Source organism: Pseudomonas trivialis, from assembly GCF_036864995.1.
GTDB lineage: Bacteria > Pseudomonadota > Gammaproteobacteria > Pseudomonadales > Pseudomonadaceae > Aquipseudomonas > Aquipseudomonas trivialis.
In genome coordinates this window covers 4,291,331-4,309,178 of record NZ_CP142151.1, presented here as the reverse complement: position 1 = coordinate 4,309,178, position 17,848 = coordinate 4,291,331, and the positions used below count along the sequence as shown (strand labels likewise).

At 62.3% G+C, this 17,848-nt stretch carries 16 protein-coding genes and 1 pseudogene; 7 read left to right on the top strand and 10 right to left on the bottom strand.

Features of this window, described 5'->3' with window-relative positions; translation table 11 throughout:
* The first annotated feature begins 26 nt into the window (after positions 1-26).
* The gene (locus VRB54_RS18930) at positions 27-590 is read left to right on the top strand and encodes an NAD(P)H nitroreductase (protein WP_338478365.1); all 564 of its coding nucleotides are present in this window, start codon (positions 27-29) and stop codon (positions 588-590) included.
* Positions 591-850: 260 nt separating this feature from the next.
* On the opposite strand, the gene VRB54_RS24680 is transcribed toward VRB54_RS18930, so the two are convergent.
* The 8 genes and pseudogenes from VRB54_RS24680 to gap form a co-directional block, all read right to left on the bottom strand.
* Positions 851-1,606 carry a methyl-accepting chemotaxis protein gene (locus VRB54_RS24680; protein WP_422396116.1) on the bottom strand — a complete coding sequence of 252 codons (756 nt, stop codon included), beginning with the start codon at positions 1,604-1,606 and terminating at the stop codon, positions 851-853.
* A 102-nt stretch (positions 1,607-1,708) separates the two neighbouring features.
* Positions 1,709-2,848: pseudogene (locus VRB54_RS24675) on the bottom strand (HAMP domain-containing protein); the annotation flags it as partial.
* A 268-nt stretch (positions 2,849-3,116) separates the two neighbouring features.
* Positions 3,117-3,530, bottom strand: a complete 414-nt coding sequence (locus VRB54_RS18920) for a YbaN family protein (RefSeq protein ID WP_338478363.1) — start codon at positions 3,528-3,530, stop codon at positions 3,117-3,119.
* 95 nt (positions 3,531-3,625) lie between these two features.
* The gene (locus tag VRB54_RS18915; protein WP_338478362.1) at positions 3,626-4,234 is read right to left on the bottom strand and encodes a biliverdin-producing heme oxygenase; all 609 of its coding nucleotides are present in this window, start codon (positions 4,232-4,234) and stop codon (positions 3,626-3,628) included.
* Between the two features lie 137 nt (positions 4,235-4,371).
* Complete coding sequence (locus VRB54_RS18910) at positions 4,372-6,936, bottom strand: TonB-dependent receptor (RefSeq protein WP_338478361.1); 2,565 nt, start codon at positions 6,934-6,936, stop codon at positions 4,372-4,374.
* A gap of 116 nt (positions 6,937-7,052) precedes the next feature.
* The gene (locus VRB54_RS18905) at positions 7,053-8,021 is read right to left on the bottom strand and encodes a FecR family protein (RefSeq protein WP_338478360.1); all 969 of its coding nucleotides are present in this window, start codon (positions 8,019-8,021) and stop codon (positions 7,053-7,055) included.
* 74 nt (positions 8,022-8,095) lie between these two features.
* Complete coding sequence (locus VRB54_RS18900) at positions 8,096-8,614, bottom strand: sigma-70 family RNA polymerase sigma factor (RefSeq protein ID WP_338478359.1); 519 nt, start codon at positions 8,612-8,614, stop codon at positions 8,096-8,098.
* Positions 8,615-8,824: 210 nt separating this feature from the next.
* Positions 8,825-9,826, bottom strand: coding sequence for a type I glyceraldehyde-3-phosphate dehydrogenase (gap, locus tag VRB54_RS18895; RefSeq protein WP_057007205.1), 1,002 nt, complete (start codon positions 9,824-9,826; stop codon positions 8,825-8,827).
* A 220-nt stretch (positions 9,827-10,046) separates the two neighbouring features.
* Between gap and edd the strand changes: the two genes are divergently transcribed.
* The 4 genes from edd (at position 10,047) to VRB54_RS18875 (ending at position 15,172) form a co-directional block, all read left to right on the top strand.
* Positions 10,047-11,873, top strand: coding sequence for a phosphogluconate dehydratase (gene edd / locus VRB54_RS18890; protein ID WP_338478358.1), 1,827 nt, complete (start codon positions 10,047-10,049; stop codon positions 11,871-11,873).
* The gene (locus VRB54_RS18885) at positions 11,870-12,826 is read left to right on the top strand and encodes a glucokinase (protein WP_338478357.1); all 957 of its coding nucleotides are present in this window, start codon (positions 11,870-11,872) and stop codon (positions 12,824-12,826) included. The genes edd and VRB54_RS18885 overlap by 4 nt, the downstream gene beginning before the upstream one ends.
* Positions 12,827-12,978: 152 nt before the next feature.
* Complete coding sequence (locus VRB54_RS18880) at positions 12,979-13,713, top strand: response regulator (protein ID WP_003237599.1); 735 nt, start codon at positions 12,979-12,981, stop codon at positions 13,711-13,713.
* Positions 13,703-15,172: an ATP-binding protein gene (locus VRB54_RS18875; RefSeq protein ID WP_338478356.1), complete on the top strand. Its 1,470-nt coding sequence runs from the start codon at positions 13,703-13,705 to the stop codon at positions 15,170-15,172. The genes VRB54_RS18880 and VRB54_RS18875 overlap by 11 nt, the downstream gene beginning before the upstream one ends.
* 46 nt (positions 15,173-15,218) lie before the next feature.
* Here VRB54_RS18875 and VRB54_RS18870 read toward each other — a convergent pair whose 3' ends face one another.
* On the bottom strand, positions 15,219-16,148 hold the full coding sequence (locus tag VRB54_RS18870) for an AraC family transcriptional regulator (protein ID WP_338478355.1): 930 nt from the start codon (positions 16,146-16,148) through the stop codon (positions 15,219-15,221).
* 327 nt (positions 16,149-16,475) lie between these two features.
* Here VRB54_RS18870 and VRB54_RS18865 point away from each other — a divergent pair, with 327 nt between their 5' ends.
* Both VRB54_RS18865 and VRB54_RS18860 read left to right on the top strand, forming a co-directional pair.
* Positions 16,476-16,817, top strand: coding sequence for an antibiotic biosynthesis monooxygenase family protein (locus VRB54_RS18865; RefSeq protein WP_338478354.1), 342 nt, complete (start codon positions 16,476-16,478; stop codon positions 16,815-16,817).
* A gap of 8 nt (positions 16,818-16,825) precedes the next feature.
* Complete coding sequence (locus VRB54_RS18860) at positions 16,826-17,104, top strand: hypothetical protein (RefSeq protein ID WP_338478353.1); 279 nt, start codon at positions 16,826-16,828, stop codon at positions 17,102-17,104.
* Positions 17,105-17,152: 48 nt separating this feature from the next.
* Here the strand turns inward: VRB54_RS18860 and VRB54_RS18855 are convergent, their stop codons facing one another.
* Positions 17,153-17,785: a flavin reductase family protein gene (locus VRB54_RS18855; RefSeq protein ID WP_338478352.1), complete on the bottom strand. Its 633-nt coding sequence runs from the start codon at positions 17,783-17,785 to the stop codon at positions 17,153-17,155.
* Positions 17,786-17,848: the final 63 nt, after the last annotated feature.

The window sequence follows — 17,848 nt, the reverse complement described above, 5'->3', positions numbered from 1 at the left end:
CCCACATTTTTTTCTGGAGGTGGCCCATGCAGGCTCTCGACGCTTTGCTCAACCGTGTTTCCGTGCCGCGTCTGCTGGAGCCGGCACCGACCCTGGAGCAGCGCGATGTGCTGTTCGCCGCCGCCATGCGCGCGCCTGACCACGGCCAACTGCGGCCGTGGCGCTTCCTTACAGTGGAAGGCGCTGCTCGTGAGCGGATGGGCACCTTGCTGGCCGAAGCGGCGCTGCTCAATGATGCCGAGGCCCCGCAAGCGGCCATCGACAAGGCCCGGAACGGCCCTCTGCGTGCGCCGTTGGTGGTGGTGGTGATTGCTCGCCTGCAGGAGCATTTCAAGGTGCCCAAATCCGAACAGCTGCTGGCAGCAGCCTGTGCGGCCCATGGCATTTTGCTGGCGGCTTATGCGCAGGGGATTGGTGCGGTGTGGCGCACCGGGGAGTTGTCGTATTCGCCGCATGTGGCCAAGGGGTTGGGGCTGGTGGAGGGGGAAGAGGTGATTGGTTTTCTGTATTTGGGGACGCCGCAGAATCCGCCGCGTAGTGCGCCCAAGGAGGATGTGGCTGCGTTTGTGCAGGGGTGGCCCGGCGTTTGACAGGGGGCATATCCGTTGCCGCGTTGACGGCTGATATGGGTTCCGGCGCCTCGCTAATGCTCGGTGTGCCCGCACGTCGGCCAGCTAGGTTGCCGGGGCGCCTGAGATCAAAGATATCCATCAGACAAATGGAGATCCAAGTGTGGGAGGGGGCTTGCTCCCGATAGCGGTGGGTCAGCTACCAATAAGCTGACTGACACTCAGCCATCGGGAGCAAGCCCCCTCCCACATTGTGTACAGCGTTCGGCTCTCGGCCAGCTCTACACCTTGAACTGATCCATCAGCTTCATCTGCTGGCTGGCCAGGGCATTGAGTTGGCTGCTGATGGCCGCCGACTCGGTGGCCTGGCCGGTCAGGGTTTCGGTCACGGTGCGAATCGCCGATACGTTGCGGTTGACCTCTTCGGCCACTGCGCTCTGTTCTTCGGCGGCGCTGGCGATTTGCAGGTTCATGTCGCTGATCACCGTCACCGCTTCGCTGATCTTGCCCAGCGCCGCGACTGCCTGATGGATTTGCCCGGCATTGCTCTGGGCCTGCTGCTGGCTGGAATGCATGGTCGCCACCACGCCACGGGTGCCGTTCTGGATGCGTTCGATCACCAGACGAATTTCTTCCACCGAGTCTTGGGTGCGTTTGGCCAGGTTGCGCACTTCGTCGGCCACCACCGCAAAACCACGACCGCTTTCGCCGGCGCGTGCCGCTTCGATGGCCGCGTTCAGGGCCAGCAGGTTGGTTTGCTCGGCGATGCTGCGGATCACTTCCAGCACCGAACCGATCTGCTCGCTGTTGACCGCCAGGGCTTCGACTTCGCTCACGGCCTTGCTCACTTCGTCGGCCAGGGTGGTGATGTCGCGGGTGCTTTGCTCGATGATCGACATGCCTTCACGCGCCGACTGGTCCGCGCCGCGCGCCGCGCTGGCGGCATTGGACGCACTGTTGGCCACATCGTGGGCCGTGGCGCTCATTTCATTGGACGCGGTGGCCACCTGGTCGATTTCGCGGAACTGCACCTGCATGCCTTCGCTGGTCTGGCGTGCGATGGCCGATGACTGATCCGCCGTACCGCGCGCTTCGGTGATGCTTTGCTTGATCTGCGCGATGGTTGGTTGCAGCTTGTCGAGGAAGCGGTTGAACCAGTTTACCAACTCGCCCAATTCGTCTTTGCGGGTGTACGTCAGGCGCTGGGTGAGGTCGCCGTCGCCGCTGGCGATGTCCTTAAGCATGGCAGCCACGCTGTTGATCGGTCGGGTGACGCCGGTTGCGGTCAGCCAGATCAGCAGCAACCCGAGCAGCCCCGCGCCAACACCCACGCCGATGGACAACAGCGCACTGGCTGCCTGGGCCTCATCGATGACCCCTTGCAGCTTGATCGAATCAGCCAGCATCACGTGCTTGGGCAGCTTGACCACCACGCCCCAGGCCTTGGCATCGGCAATCGGCTTGAACGGGTAGACCGCACGGATCGTGTCGCCCTGTTCGCGGTTGACGTGGCTGTCAGTGGCCAGCAGTTGCACGACTTCCTTGCCTTCGGCGCCCATGATTTCTGCCAGGTTCTTACCGACTTTGCCCGGCTCGCCGCTGTAGGCCGCAATCAGGCCGGTGCTGGAGATCACCTCCAGGTGCGCGGCACCGTCAAACAGTTTTTTCTGCGCCTCATCGGTGGCCACTTGCAGGGCACCGAGGGCGATGTCGACACCGACCACACCGATCACCTTGCCGTCCACGATCAATGGCTGCGACAGGGTGGTCATCAGTACAGACTTGCCGGCGACGGTGTCTTCGTAAGGGTCCAGCAGGCAGGTGTTGCGGGTATCGCGTGAGCAGGTATACCAAATGTTGTAGGGCGTGCCGCTGAGGTTGAGGGCGGTCTTGTTCAGATCCTCCTCGATCATGATGGTGTTCACGTCTGTGCCGCCGGCGCGGCTCCAGTAGCTGGCGAAGCGTCCTGCTTCATTGGACACGCGGGCCTTGTCTCCGACGAATTCGCTGTCTTTGCCGTCCAGCCCATTGGGCTCGAACGATAGCCACATCCCCAGCACCTTGCTGTTGCGCTCGAAGGCAGTTTTCAGGCTTTGGTTGAGCTCCTCGCGCAGCGCAGCAGGTTCCAGCCCGCGTTTGGCGGCGAGGTTGCGCAGGTCCTTGACCTGGTCGACGAGGGCGGTCGCGGCGGTGAGGTTGTCGCCGAAGGTTTTCTGCAATTGCAGGGCTTGTTCAGCAGCGTTGGCCTGCAGCAGTTTCTGCACGTTGCTGGTGAGCATGCGCGAGCTTGAGTCGCTGGTCAGTTGATCGTTCTTGTCGGTCTCGCGCAGGTTGATGCTGACGATCAGCGCGATCACCCCCAGCAGGCAGAGGCCGGACAGCAGCACAATTTTCAGGCGAATTGAAAGGGTGTTGAGCATGGGTTAACTCGCGAAAGGACAAAGTGGAGTGCAAGCAGGACGAGCCAAGTCCATTCGGCGCTATGCCTGAAACATCGGCGTCATGAATCAATTCGTGAGAGCAAGGCGATGAGCGGTAGGAAAAAGACTACATGCCACGTTGGGCGGGGGCTGCGAGCCGTTCCGGGCGTGACCAGATCCACAGGTTGCCCAGGCCCATGCCGGCAATTGCCAGGTAGATCGGCCAGCCGTGATCAAGCATCACCAACATCAGGAGGGCGCACACCAGCATGCTGACGGTGGCGCTGACCTTGGCCCGGCGCGCGATGATTTTGCCGTTGCGCCAGTTGAACAGGATGGGCCCGAACAGGCGGTGGTTTTCCAGCCAGGCGCTGAGGCGCGGCGAACTTTTGGTGGCGGCCCAGGCGGCCAGCAGGATGAATTCGGTGGTGGGCAACCCCGGGATTACAATCGCCACCAGGCCGATGCCCAGGCTGACGTAGGCCAGCAGGCCAAACAGGAGCTGTGCGATTTTTGAGATGGGCTGGGGTTTGCCGGTCATAGGTAGGGCTATCACAGAAAATCAATGTGAAATGCGAGCCCAGTGTGGGAGGGGGCAAGCCCCCTCTCACATTTGATCGCATTCCAATTCAGGTATCAGGCCAGTTCGGGGGCGCTAGCGTACGCCTGTTCGAGCAGTACGGTGAAGCGTACAAACGCGTCAATCGCGCCTTTTTCCACGGCGGCTTCTTCTTCGGCGCTGAACTCGAGGGCGTCGAGGGTGCGGGTGAAGCGCTTCCAGCCTTCGGCGCGTCCACCGGCCGGCTCGCCCAGGTGGCGGGCACCGAAGGTTTCGCTCAGGCCAAGGCCCACGGCGCGCTTGATCAGGAACGCGGCGCCGAGCTTGGAACCCTCGGACACAAACAGCCAGCCCAGGGCTTCGGCCTTGCTCGGGTTTTGCACGGCGCCTTCGACCGGAGCTGGCACTTCGGTACCGAGGTCGCCCAGGTCGAGCCGGGCGGCGTCGGCGCGGCAGCGTTCGGCAAGGTCGGGGATGATGTCGATCAGCTCGGCATCGTTGTACAGCGCCACCAGTTCCGCCTGAAACAGGTACTGCGCCACCACGAAGCGGGCGAAGCTGGCCCGCGTGTCGAAGGGGGCGTGGGCCTTGACCAGGGCGTCGAGCCGGGTGTGTGGCGCGTGGGTGATCTGGTTCAGGCGCTGGGAGCGCAGGCTTGGGCGTTCTGCGGTAAGGGAAGCTGTCATCGAAAAAGTCCTTGAGAAGGGTAGCGCCTGGTTGCGCTGAGGAGAGCGGTTATCAACTAGACGAACAAGAAGACGCGGCACAGTAAAAAATCCTCACCCCGGCGCTGAATAATCGCGGCGAGGTGAGGCTGGTGTCGTCAGATGTCCCAGATCAGGTTGATCGCAACGTTGCGGCCGGGCTGGGTCAGGCGGTCGAGGTTGGCCGGGCCGGTCACCGCCGCTTCGCCGACGCTGTCGTAGCTGCGCACGTCATCCCAGTTCCAGTATTTTTTGTCGGTGAGGTTGTAGAGGCCACCGTTGATGGTCACGTCCTGGCTGACTTTGTAGTACGCGCTCAGGTCGAGGATGCCAAAGCCTGGTGTCTTGAACGGGCCGCTGGTGTCGCCGTCCGGTGCGTGGAAGGTGCTGCTGTCGACGCGATGCTGCTTTTTCACCAGTGTCCAGCTCAGCAGGCCGCCATAGTTGTCTTGGTCGTAGCCCAGGCCGAACACGCCCTTGAGCGGGTTGACGCTGTTGAGCGGTTCACCGTTTTCATCATTACGACCGTAGGCATAGGACACCGCGCCCTGGGTGTAGAGACCCTGCGGCGCACCGAAGGCATCCAGGTTGAGGCGGCCCTTGGCTTCGGCGCCCCTGATGGTGGCGCGCTTGATGTTGACGGCCTGGAACTGCTCCACGGTGCCGCCGACCACGGCGTTGTCTTCGTCGATGAAGTTGCGGTACTTGTTATAGAACACCGCGATCTCGAAGGAGCCTGCGTCGAATGCGCCGCGAATCCCGGTCTCGATCCCTTTGCTGGTTTCCGGCTTGAGGTCGGGGTTGGGTTCGACGGTGTAACCCAGGTTCAGGTTTTCGAAGCGGCCGTACAGCGCCTTGGCGGAGGGCGTGCGGAAACCTTCGGCGTATTGGCCGAACCAGGTGTATTGATCGGAGAGGGCGTAGGTCAGGCCAAACTTGGGCGTCACGCGGTGCCAGGTCTTGTCCTTGTCGCTGACCGAATCCGCCCCCGTGGGGTTTACGGTATTGAGAAACGCTTGGGTCAGTTTCGGCTTGAGCTGGGTGTAGTCGTAGCGCACGGCGGGCAGGAAGGTCCATTTGTCCCAGGTGATCTGGTCCTGGGCGAACAGCGAGTAGGTGTTGATGGTCGGGTCCGGGAAGTCACTGGATTTCTTCACGCTGTCGCCGGCTTGCGGGCTCGGGGCACCGATGGCGGTGCAGCCACTGCCAACCGCCAGGCACGTGGCCCCACCTTCGCGCGAACCGGTGACTTTCTGTTGTTTGAGCGTGGTGCCGTAGGTCACCTGATGATCGGTGTCGCCGAGGCTGAAGGCCTTGTCCAGTTGTGCATCGAAGACCCACTGTTTCTCTTCGTACAGCGTGTCGCGGGTGCGCAGAACGCGGCGGCCCGACTGATAGATCTCGGCGGTGGTCTGGTCGGTCTTGGCGATCTGGTAATTGAGGCTGGTCTTGATGCGGTCGGCTATCGGCGACTCGAGCGAGAAGGTGTTTTCCAGGCCGAAACGTTCGCGGGTGATGGTGTCGTTGCCGCGCCGGTCGCGGTAGAGGTTGAAGCCGCGGCCGCCAATGAACGGGCCGCCCACCGCGTTTTTCAGGTTGACGTCGCGATCATCCTTGTACTTTTCGTAGGTCAGACCCAGGCGGTTGTCGTCCCCGTAGTTCCAGCCCAGTTTGGCCAGCACGTTGGTGGTGCGCGCATCCTCCGGGTTGGCGCCGGTGCGGGCCAGGCCGGTGGCGTTGTTGCCGTCGTAGGACTGGGTTTCATGACCCCTGCGCTGACTCAGGTGCAGCAGGCCGTCGACGTCCTGTACGCGGCCGGCGACGGTGCCGGAGGTCAGCCAGCTGTCGTCGGCGGAGCTGTAGCCGGTTTTCAGGCGGGCGCCGACGTCCTGGCCCGGTTTGATGATGTCGTCCGGGTCGAGGGTGAAATAACTCACGGCGCCGCCGATGGCGCTGCTGCCGTACAGGGCCGAGGCCGGGCCACGGAGGATTTCCACGCGCTTGACGATTTCCGGGTCGACGTAGTTGCGGCGCGTCTTGGCGTAGGGGCCATTGAAGAAGTTGTCCGGCACTTCGACGCCATCGACCTGGGTGAGGATGCGGTCGCCGTCTATCCCGCGAATGTTATAGCCTGCGTTGCCGGAGCGGGTACCTGCGCCGCCCACCGATACGCCGGGTTCATAGCGTACCAGTTCGCGAATGGTGTTCACGTTCAGGCGGTCCAGTTCCTGGCGCTCATGCACGGTGACGGTGCTCGGTACGCTGTCCACCGCCTGCTCGGTACGGGTGGCGCTGATGGTCACCTGTTGCAGGTTGACGGTGCCGCCGGCGGCGCGTTTTTCCAGCACGATGTTGTTATTGCCCAGTTTGCGGTAGCTCAGGTTGGTCCCCACCAACAGCCGATCCAGCGCTTTCTCGGGTGACAGTGCGCCGCGCACGCCTGGCGATGACACACCCTGGCCCAGCTCGGCCGGTAGGCCTACTTGCCAGCCGGTCACGGCGGTAAAGGCATTGAGCGCCGAGACCAGTGGCTGCTGTTCAATGCTGAACGCGTAATTGCCATGGCTGCGCGGGGTCGGTTCGGCAGCCGCAGCGTTCGTCACCGGCGCACCGGCCAGCAGGAGGGCGGCAGTCAGCAGGGACAGTACGGGCGAGGAAGACCGACGGTTGAAACAAGAGGACATCGTGAACGCTCCGGAGGTACGAATCTTATAGTTGCGAACTATCCCAAATAGGAATCAGTTGCATTGGCTATAACGAGACGTATCGCCGGTTAACATCGAGTAAAAATAATTCTCATTTAGTTGAGAATGACCAGTGCCGGGAATTCCGCGAGCCTGGCCGACGTGATGTGAGCCAGGGAGCGCACCACGTCCAGCGGCTGGTCGAGGCGATAATTGCCGGTGACGGCGACGTTGGCGAGCTTGTCATTGGTGTTGACGATCCAGCCAGGGTAATAGCGGCGCAGTTCGGCGAGCACTTCGCTCATCGGGCAGTTTTCGAACACCAGCCGGCCCTGTACCCAGGCCAGGTCCTTGGCCGGATCCAGTCGGGCAGGCGGGCCAAATCCCTTGGGACCGATGCGGATGCTTTCGCCGGCGCTCAGGCGCACGCGGGCATCGTCGAAGGTGTTGCGCAGGTCGACATCGCCGCGCTGCACCTGCACCTGCGCTTCGCCGTTGAGGTAGCGCACGGCGAAGGTGGTGTCGCGCACGCTGGCCCGCACCGGACCGGCATCGACTTCCAGGGGCAAGCCGCGGCTGGGCATGACCTCGAAAAAAGCCTCGCCCTGATACAGGCGCGCAACGCGCTGGTGGTCCTTGATGCTGCTGGAGAACGCCGAGTTGGTGTTGAGCAGCACTTTGGAGCCGTCGTCCAGTTGCAGGCGCTGGCGCTCACCCACCACGGTGAGGTGGTCAGCCTGCAAACGCGCGGGCAGGTTGCTGAAGCTCAGCAATCCCAGCACCAGCACAGCGGCGGTGGCCAGGGGTTTCCAGTGTGGCTTGATACGGCGCCAGACGCCCGGTTTGCGCGGCGCTGCCAGGGCGATTGCGGCACTGTGCACCGGCGCGCCGCTCCAGGCGGCCTGGGCCTTGGCGAAGGTGAGGGCGTGCGCCGGGTCGCTGGTCAGCCAGGCCTCGAACGCAGCCTGCTGCTCCGGTTGCGGGCACTGCAGCGCGATCAGCCAGTCGAGCGCCTGGTCCATAGCCGCGTCTTGCAACACCTCATGAGCCAGCTCATGGGCGCGCAGGTTATTCGGGTCGGTCACGGTGTGCCTCGGGTCTTCGCCACGTTCTAGTCATTGTTCCTGCAGGCCGGTTCGACGGTTCTGTCGGATGCAGCTTACGGTTGATCCAGCCTTTGGGCCACACCTACACAGATGGCCATGATCAGCTTCAGTTCCTTTTGCACGGTGCTCATGGACACGTCCAATTGATCGGCAATCTCCTGGTAGCTGCAGCCGTGCAGGCGGCTGAGGATGAAAATCTGCTGTTGGCGTGCGCTCAACTGCCCGAGGCTGACGCTCAGATGCTCCAGCAGTTGCTCGGCCTGTGTGGCGTCTTCGGGCGTGCTGACAGGGGATGCGACGCTTTGCAGCACATCCAGTGGCACGTCTTCCTGCAGCGTGCGGGCCTGAATTCGGCGCGCGCGCAGATGGTCCAGCGCCAGGTTGCGCGCCGTCTGGTAGACGAAGGGTTCGAGGTGATCGATCGGCCGCTCGCTCAGGGCCCGGGTGACGCGCAGGTAGGTTTCCTGCAACAGGTCCTCGGCGGTGCTGTGGTTATTCACCATCCTTTGCAAGGTGCGTAGCAGAATCACCCGTTGGGTGAGAAAGACATGGTTGAAGCGAGATTGGCTCACAGGGATACCAGGCCGATTGCAAGCAAATGATAATGCTTATCATCAGCGGAAATGGCAAGTGGCTATTGCTGTGAGCCGATACCGATCAAATGTGGAAGGGGGCTTTGTGGGAGCCGGGCTTGCCCGCGATGCAGGCACCTCGGTATTCAGTTGGACCGAGGTGATGCTATCGCGGGCAAGCCAGCTCCCACCGGTACCTGCGTTGGCTGCTTACTCAGCGTTGCACAGCGCCAGGCAGTTATCCAGCATGCGGTTGGAGAAGCCCCACTCGTTGTCGTACCAGGCCAGCACTTTGAGCAGCTTGCCGCTGGCCTTGGTGTGGTTGGCGTCGAAGATCGACGACAGCGGATTATGGTTGAAGTCACTGGAAACCAGCGGCAGGGTGTTGTAGCCGAGGATCTTCGAATGCTGGCTGGCTTCCTTGAGCAGCGCGTTGACCTCGTCGGCCGTGGCCTCTTTCTTCAGTTGCACGGTGAGGTCGACCAGCGACACGTTGATCACCGGCACACGCACGGCCATGCCGGTCAGCTTGCCCGCCAGTTCCGGCAGCACCAGGCCTACCGCCTCGGCGGCGCCGGTCTTGCTCGGGATCATGTTCTGCGTGGCCGAACGCGCGCGGTACGGGTCGGTGTGGTAGACGTCGGTGAGGTTCTGGTCGTTGGTATAGGCGTGAATCGTGGTCATCAGGCCGCTTTCGATGCCCAGTTCGCGGTGCAGTACCTGGGCCACCGGCGCCAGGCAGTTGGTGGTGCACGATGCGTTGGAAATGATCTGGTGGGACTGACGCAAAATGTCATGGTTGACGCCGTAGACCACGGTGGCGTCCGCGCCCTTGGCCGGTGCGGAGATGATCACCTTGCGTGCGCCGGCGGTAATATGGGCGGCAGCCTTGTCACGCTCGGTGAACAGGCCGGTGCACTCGAACACCACGTCGATCTTGTGCGCGGCCCATGGCAGGTCGGCCGGGTTGCGAATGGCGCTGACGGCAATCCGGTCACCATTGACGGTCAGGCTTTCCTGATCGTGGGCGACCTCTGCGTCGAAAGTGCCGTGTACGGTGTCGAATTTGAGCAGGTGGGCGTTGATCGAACTGTCGCCCAGATCGTTGATGGCGACGATCTGCAAATCCTGGCGGTAGCCTTGGGTATACAGTGCGCGCAGGACATTACGGCCGATACGGCCAAAACCATTGATTGCGATACGAAGAGTCATTGGAAGGTGCCTGTCGTCGATTTGTTGTAAGAATTACAAGATTATTCGCATAAAAATAGAAAACAAGCCTTTTTAGTGGCAATATTTTGTTCAATCTACAACGAGTGACCTGAATCAACTGGTCCGATGATCCAAACGACACCCTGCCATCCCATGCGCGCGGGCGTTTGATCAGCATAGACACTCAGGTCGCCACATCCGTTAGCCTGGAGTTCTACACATGCATCCCCGCGTCCTTGAGGTCACCGAACGGCTTATCGCCCGCAGCCGCGCCACCCGTGAGGCCTACCTTGCGCTCATTCGCGGCGCAGCCAGCGACGGTCCGATGCGCGGCAAGCTGCAATGCGCCAACTTCGCCCACGGCGTGGCCGGTTGCGGCACTGAAGATAAAAATAGTCTGCGCATGATGAATGCCGCCAACGTGGCAATTGTTTCTTCATATAACGACATGCTCTCGGCGCATCAGCCCTACGAACACTTTCCGGAACAGATCAAGACAGCCCTGCGCGAAGTCGGCTCGGTCGGCCAGTTCGCCGGCGGCACCCCGGCGATGTGCGACGGCGTCACCCAGGGCGAGCCCGGCATGGAGCTGAGCCTGCTCAGCCGCGAAGTGATCGCGATGTCCACGGCGGTTGCGCTGTCCCACAACATGTTCGACGCCGCGCTGATGCTGGGTATCTGCGACAAGATCGTGCCGGGCCTGATGATGGGCGCGCTGCGTTACGGCCACCTGCCGATGGTCTTCGTCCCGGGCGGCCCGATGCCGTCGGGCATTTCCAACAAGCAGAAAGCCGATGTGCGCCAGCGCTACGCCGAAGGCAAGGCCAGTCGCGAAGAGCTGCTGGAATCGGAGATGAAGTCCTACCACAGCCCCGGCACCTGCACCTTCTACGGCACTGCCAACACCAATCAGTTGCTGATGGAAGTGATGGGCCTGCACCTGCCGGGTGCCTCGTTCGTCAACCCGTACACGCCGCTGCGTGACGCGCTGACCCGCGAAGCAGCGCACCAGGTCACCCGCCTGACCAAGGTCAACGGCAACTTCACGCCTATCGGCGAGATCGTCGACGAAAAATCCATCGTCAATTCCATCGTCGCCCTCAACGCCACCGGCGGTTCCACCAACCACACCCTGCACATGCCGGCCATCGCCATGTCGGCGGGCATCATCCTCACCTGGCAGGACATGGCCGACCTCTCCGAGGTGGTGCCGACCCTGTCCCATGTCTATCCGAATGGCAAGGCCGATATCAACCACTTCCAGGCGGCGGGCGGCATGTCCTTCCTGATCCGCGAACTGCTCGAAGCCGGGCTGCTGCACGAAGACGTCAACACCGTGGCCGGCAAGGGGCTGAGCCGTTATACCCAGGAGCCGTTCCTGGTCGACGGCGAACTGATCTGGCGCGACGGCCCCATCGAAAGCCTCGACGAAACCATCCTGCGCCCCGTCGCCCGTGCGTTCTCGCCCGAAGGCGGCTTGCGCGTGATGGAAGGCAACCTCGGCCGTGGCGTGATGAAAGTGTCCGCCGTGGCGCCGGAGCACCAGGTGGTCGAAGCACCGGCCGTGGTGTTCCAGGACCAGCAGGACCTGGCCGATGCTTTCAAGGCCGGCCAACTGGAAAAAGACTTCGTCGCTGTGATGCGCTTCCAGGGCCCGCGCTCCAACGGCATGCCCGAACTGCACAAGATGACGCCGTTCCTCGGCGTATTGCAGGACCGTGGTTTCAAAGTGGCGCTGGTTACCGATGGGCGCATGTCCGGCGCGTCGGGTAAGATCCCTGCCGCGATCCATGTGAACCCCGAAGCCCAGAGCGGCGGGCCACTGGCGCGCGTGCGCGATGGCGATATCATTCGCGTGGATGGCGTTACCGGCACCCTGGAGCTTAAGGTGGACGCCGAAGAGTTTGCAGCACGCACGCCTGCCACGGGCCTGTTGGGCAATAACGTGGGGGCGGGGCGCGAGCTGTTTGCATTCATGCGCTTGGCCGCAAGCTCCGCAGAGCAGGGCGCCAGCGCCTTTACCTCTGCCTTGGAGACGCTTAAGTGAAGTTAGCGCTGGTCGGTGATATCGGGGGCACCAATGCCCGTTTTGCGTTGTGGCGTGATCAGGCGCTGCATTCGATCCGGGTGCACGCCACGGCGGATCACCAGAGCCCGGAAGAGGCGATCAAGGTTTATCTCAAAGAAGAAGGCCTGGAAATCGGGGACATCGGCGCGGTGTGCCTGTCGGTGGCCGGGCCGGTGAGCGGGGATGAGTTCAGGTTCACCAACAACCACTGGCGCCTGAGCAAGACGGCGTTCTGCAAGGCCTTGCAGGTGGATGAGCTGCTGCTGGTGAATGATTTTTCGGCGATGGCCCTGGGCATGACCCGCCTGCAGCCGGATGAATTTCGCGTGGTCTGCGAAGGCACGCCGGAGCCGTTGCGCCCGGCCGTGGTGATCGGGCCAGGCACGGGGCTGGGCGTCGGTACGTTGCTGGATTTGGGCGAAGGCCGTTATGCGGCATTGCCGGGGGAGGGCGGCCATGTCGACCTGCCGCTGAGCAGCCCGCGTGAAACCCAGTTGTGGCAGCACATCTACAGCGAGATTGGCCACGTCAGCGCCGAGACCGCTCTGAGCGGCGGCGGCCTGCCACGCGTGTACCGCGCCATTTGTGCGGTCGACGGGCACACGCCGGAGCTGGACACACCCGAAGCCATTACGGCAGCGGGCTTGGCCGGTGACCCGGTGGCCATGGAAGTATTGAATCAGTTCAGTATCTGGCTGGGCCGTGTGGCCGGTAACAACGTGCTGACCACCGGTGGACGGGGTGGTGTGTACATTGTGGGCGGGGTGATTCCCAGGTTTGCCGACTTTTTCATCAACAGTGGTTTCGCCAAGAGTTTCAGCGACAAGGGCTGCATGAGCGACTACTTCAAAGGCATTCCTGTGTGGTTGGTGACGGCGCCGTATTCCGGGTTGACCGGTGCGGGCGTCGCGCTTGAACAGGCTTTTGCGTAGGGGCTGACGGCCTCATCGCAGGCAAGCCAGCTCCCGCACTTGACTACATTCCAAGGTTGGAACCCGGTCAACTGTGGGAGCTGGCTTGCCTGCGATGACGGCCTAAAGGCGCCAGATGCTTTAAGCTTGTCCCCACCACCCAGGAGGCCCCCGTGAGCGTAATCAGTAAATCCATTCTCCTCGTCGACGACGACCAGGAAATCCGCGAATTGCTGCAAACCTACCTCAGTCGCGCCGGCTTCCAGGTGCGTGGTGTGCCCGACGGCGCGGGGTTCCGTCAGGCGATGAACGAGGCGCCGTGCGACCTGGTCATTCTCGATGTGATGTTGCCGGACGAGGACGGCTTCAGTCTGTGCCGCTGGATTCGCCAGCATCCGCGTCAGGCGCAGGTGCCGATCATCATGCTCACTGCCAGCTCCGACGAAGCCGACCGCGTGATCGGCCTGGAACTGGGCGCCGATGACTACATCGGCAAGCCCTTCAGCCCCCGCGAGCTGCAGGCCCGGATCAAGGCGCTGTTGCGGCGCTGCCAGTTCGGCCAGGAGCGCAGCGGCACGGCGGATGTGCTGGTGTTCGATGAATGGCGCCTGGACATGATCAGCCACCGGCTGTTTCACGTGGACGGTGAAGAGGTGATTCTGTCCGGCGCCGATTTTGCCCTGCTCAAATTGTTTCTGGATCACCCGCAACAGATCCTCGACCGCGACACCATCGGCAACGCCACCCGTGGCCGCGACCTGATGCCCCTGGACCGGATCGTCGACATGGCCGTCAGCCGCCTGCGCCAACGCCTGCGCGACACCGAAAAACCGCCGAGGCTGATCCGCACCGTGCGCGGCAGCGGTTACCAACTGGCAGCCAGCGTGGTTGCCGGCAATGCCCATTGAGCCGGTAGCCGAACGCCGGCGCCGCTTTCCGGTACCACGCTCGCTGCTGGGGCGCATGCTCCTGCTGACCTTGCTGGTGGTGCTGTTTGCCCAGGCGCTGTCCAGCGTGATCTGGGTTTCGCAACTGCGCGCCACTCAACTTGAAGGCCTGGTCACCAGCGCGCGCAGCCTGGCGCACTCGATGACCGCCAGCGTGAGCTATTTCCGCTCGCTGCCGGTGGCCTATCGCCCGTTGGTGCTGGACCAATTGCGCAGCATGGGCGGCACGCGGTTTGTCGTGACCCTCAATGATCGCCCGCTGGACATGGCGGTGCTGCCACAGACCCCGCGCAAGCAGGCGGTGCTGCAAGCGGTCGACGAGGTGCTGCGCCAGACCCTGGGCGGCGATGTGCTGATCTCGGTGGAGTTCGTCAGCGCCGAAGACCTGCGCATTTTCAATGCCGGCCTCAAGCTCGATGAGCTGCCGCGCTCCTGGGCGCATTACGCGCTGACCCTGGAGCCGGTGAACCCGCCGGTGCTGGTCACCCAGATCCAGCTCGCCCCCGGCGAATGGCTGTACATCGCCTCGCTGCTGCCCGAGCCCTACACCAGCCTTGAAGAACAAAGCCTGCCATCGCAGCAGGTGTGGTTTATCGTGCTGACCAGCGGTTTGCTGCTGCTGTTCATCGGCTTGCTGGTGCATTGGCAGAGTCGCCCGCTCAAACGCCTGGCACGGGCGGCGCGGGACATGTCCCTGGGCGCCGACGTGGAGCCGGTGGCCGAGGGCGGTGGCAGTGAAGTGGTGGAAGTGGGGCGCGCCTTCAATGCCATGCGCGAACGCATCAGCCGCTACCTGACCGAGCGCAGCCAGTTATTCAGCGCGATTTCCCACGACCTGCGTACGCCGATCACCCGCCTGCGCCTGCGCGTGGAATTGCTCGAAGACGAAAACCTGCAAGCCAAGTTCGGCCGGGACCTGGACGAGCTGGAACTGCTGGTGAAGGGCGCGCTGCAATGCGTGAAAGACACCGATATCCACGAAAACATCCAGCCGGTAGACCTCAACCACGTGCTCGAATGCCTGGTGGAGCCTTATCTGGCGCCCAACGGCAATGGTCGCGTGACGCTGAACGGATATGCCCTGGCGGCCTATGCGGGCAAGCCGCTGGCGCTCAAGCGCTGCATCGGCAACCTGATCGACAACGCCTTGAAGTATGGGCAGAACGCCCATTTGCACATCGAGGACGATGGTGCGCAGTTCGTCCTGCATGTGGATGATGAAGGCCCTGGCGTGCCGGAGCAGCGTCTGGAGCAGGTGTTCGAGCCGCACTTCCGCCTGGCCGGGCACCAGCAGGGGTATGGTCTGGGGCTGGGGATTGCGCGCAACATCGCCCATAGTCATGGCGGGGAAGTGAGTTTGCAGAATCTGCGCGAGGGTGGGTTGCGGGTCACGTTACAGCTGCCCCGAACGCTGGACTGAAGAGCAACATGTTTCAACTGTGGGAGGGGGCTTGCTCTTCATTCGGTCAGATGCTTTGGCGCAGGCGGGCCAGGTCTCTCAGGGGCGGCGCACCAAACAACCGGCTGTATTCCCGGCTGAACTGCGACGGACTTTCATACCCCACCCGATACCCCGCCGCCGACGCTTCCAGCCCTTCGGCAATCATCAACCGCCGCGCTTCCTGCAGGCGCAGTTGCTTCTGGTATTGCAGCGGGCTCATGGCGGTGATCGCCTTGAAGCGGTGGTGCAAGGTCGAGACGCTCAGGTTCACTTCCCTGGCCAGGTCATCGATGCGCAATGGCTGCTCATAGTTGCCGTTCAACCAGGTGATCGCCTGGCTGACGCGATGACTCTGACTGTTGGCCACGGCAATTTCATACAGCCGATAACCCTGCGGCCCACGCAGCAGGCGATAGAGAATCTCGCGGTTGATCAGCGGCGCGAGCATCGCGATATCCTTTGGGGTATCCAGCAGCCGCGCCAGGCGCAGCACCGCATCGAGCAGCGAGTGGTCGATGCGGTCGACGTACATCCCGCGCGACGTCGGCCGCGAAGGCACGCCCATCGGGCCCGCTTCTGCAATCAGGGCCGTCAGTTGCGCCGGGTCGATATTGATGCGCACCGACAGGTTGGGATCTTGCGGCGTGGCATCGATGACTCTTCCTGCCACCGGCATCGCCACCGAAAACACCAGGTAGTTGAGCGGATCGTAGGCGAAGATTTCGTCGGCCAGGCGCACTTCCTTGCTGCCGCTGGCGAGGATGCACAGGGCAGGCTCCACCAGTACCGGCATGAAGTCGCGCGGCGTATTTTGACGGTTCAGGTAAAGCGAGGTAATCGCCGTACCGTAGGAGCCTTCTTCCCAGGTGTGGCGTTGCACAATGCCGGCGAGTTCAGCACGCTGTTTTTCCATCTCGGCATCGAGGGGAAGAAGCTTGGGGTCGGGCAACGACATGGAACGTCCTCTGCGTGTTGCTTTGATGGACTGAGCTTAGCGGCGGATTTTCAAAGCGTGTTACGTCGATCCTGCACAATCATTGCCTGATCCTGCGAATAGGCGTGAATCAGGCAATGACAAGGGCTGTCATCGTCCGCAAATACTGAGCAGCGTCTGGAATAAACAGTAGGCGGCAAACGTCCTCCCTACGCTTTTCGCAGGATTGTGCAATAAGCCTGCAGGATTCGACTAACCGCGCGTCCAGCGGTGGCCTTATCGTTGATCCTGTGGCAACACGCCCCCTCAGTGCTTGCCGAGCATCACTTCTCAACGGGAGAGTCGAACATGTCCACCCCCATTCCCGCGAGCCATATGGCCTTTATCCGTGCCCGTAGTGGGTGCAGCACCGAACTCGGTGCACGCTTGAGCAGTTTGATCGAACCGGGCCGTCAGGCTCAGGGTTGCCTGCAATTTTCGTTGCAGCATTCCCATACCGATCCCGATGTGTGGCTGATTTCGGGCTTCTGGAACAGCGAGCAGGCGATGAGTGCCTACTTCAATTCGCCGGCGCTGATGATCTTCACCGAGCTGTTGAACGACATGGTGGTGCGCAGCATCGACTTCCAGACGTTCACCGACGCCTCTGCCATCAACGCCTATGGCGAGTACCTGCAACTGGCCGGTTAGGGTTTAGAATGGCCGACTTTCAATTGGCCAGGACCTGCAACATGGCACGCAAACAATTTGCCCATCACGAAGCCGTTTCCGCCGTAGTACCGGGTGAAGGGGGCTACAGCGCCGCCGTTGCCGTCAAGGCACTGGATGGCATGGGCGCACCGCAGTTTCACAAGATCCTTGACGGGCAGCGGTTCAAGACGGCGTCCGACGCGGATGACGCGGCCGCCGTGCAGCTCGAGCGGTTGATCGATGTCGACGAAGAGGGCGTGCTGAAGTGGGAGCCTGCCAATAACTGAACCTGCGGGAAGGGACTTGCGCCCCTCCCACCTGTGGCTGCATCGCAGTCAGGGTTTGCTGGCGCCTGGGCGGTACATCTTGAACAGCGCCTCCGGGCCCAGCTGGAAGTAATCCGCCGGACCGCCGCCACGCAGGATCGGCTCGGCGGCGGCGGTGTCGTAGATGCCGTCCTTGAGCAGCCACTTGGCAATGTGCACCGCCACCACCTCGCCCAGCACCAGCCAGCTTGGCACCAACTCTTTGTCAGCGCGCTGCAACTGGATGATCTGCGTCACCTTGCACTCGAATGACACCGGGCTTTCGCCCACCCGTGGCACACCGACGATTTTCGAGGCCACCGGCGTCAGGCCGGACAGTTCGAATTCATCCACCTGCGGCGCGACGGCCGCGCAACTCTGGTTCATCTGCTCGGCCAGCGGGCGGGTGGCCAGGTTCCACACAAACTCGCCGGTCTGTTCGATGTTGTTCAGGCTGTCTTTGCGCCCGACACTGGAAAACCCAATGATCGGCGGAATGTAGTTGAACGCGTTGAAAAAGCTGTAGGGCGCCAGATTCAGGCGACCCTCACGGTCGTGGGACGAAATCCAGCCAATCGGGCGCGGGCCGACAATCGCGTTGAACGGATCATGGGGCAGGCCGTGGCCGTTGGCGGGTTCGTAGAAATGGATATCGTCAGACATGGCCTGTTCTGCTCTCGGTTTCGAAAAAAACATAATACCGAATGTGGGAGCGGGCTTGCCCGC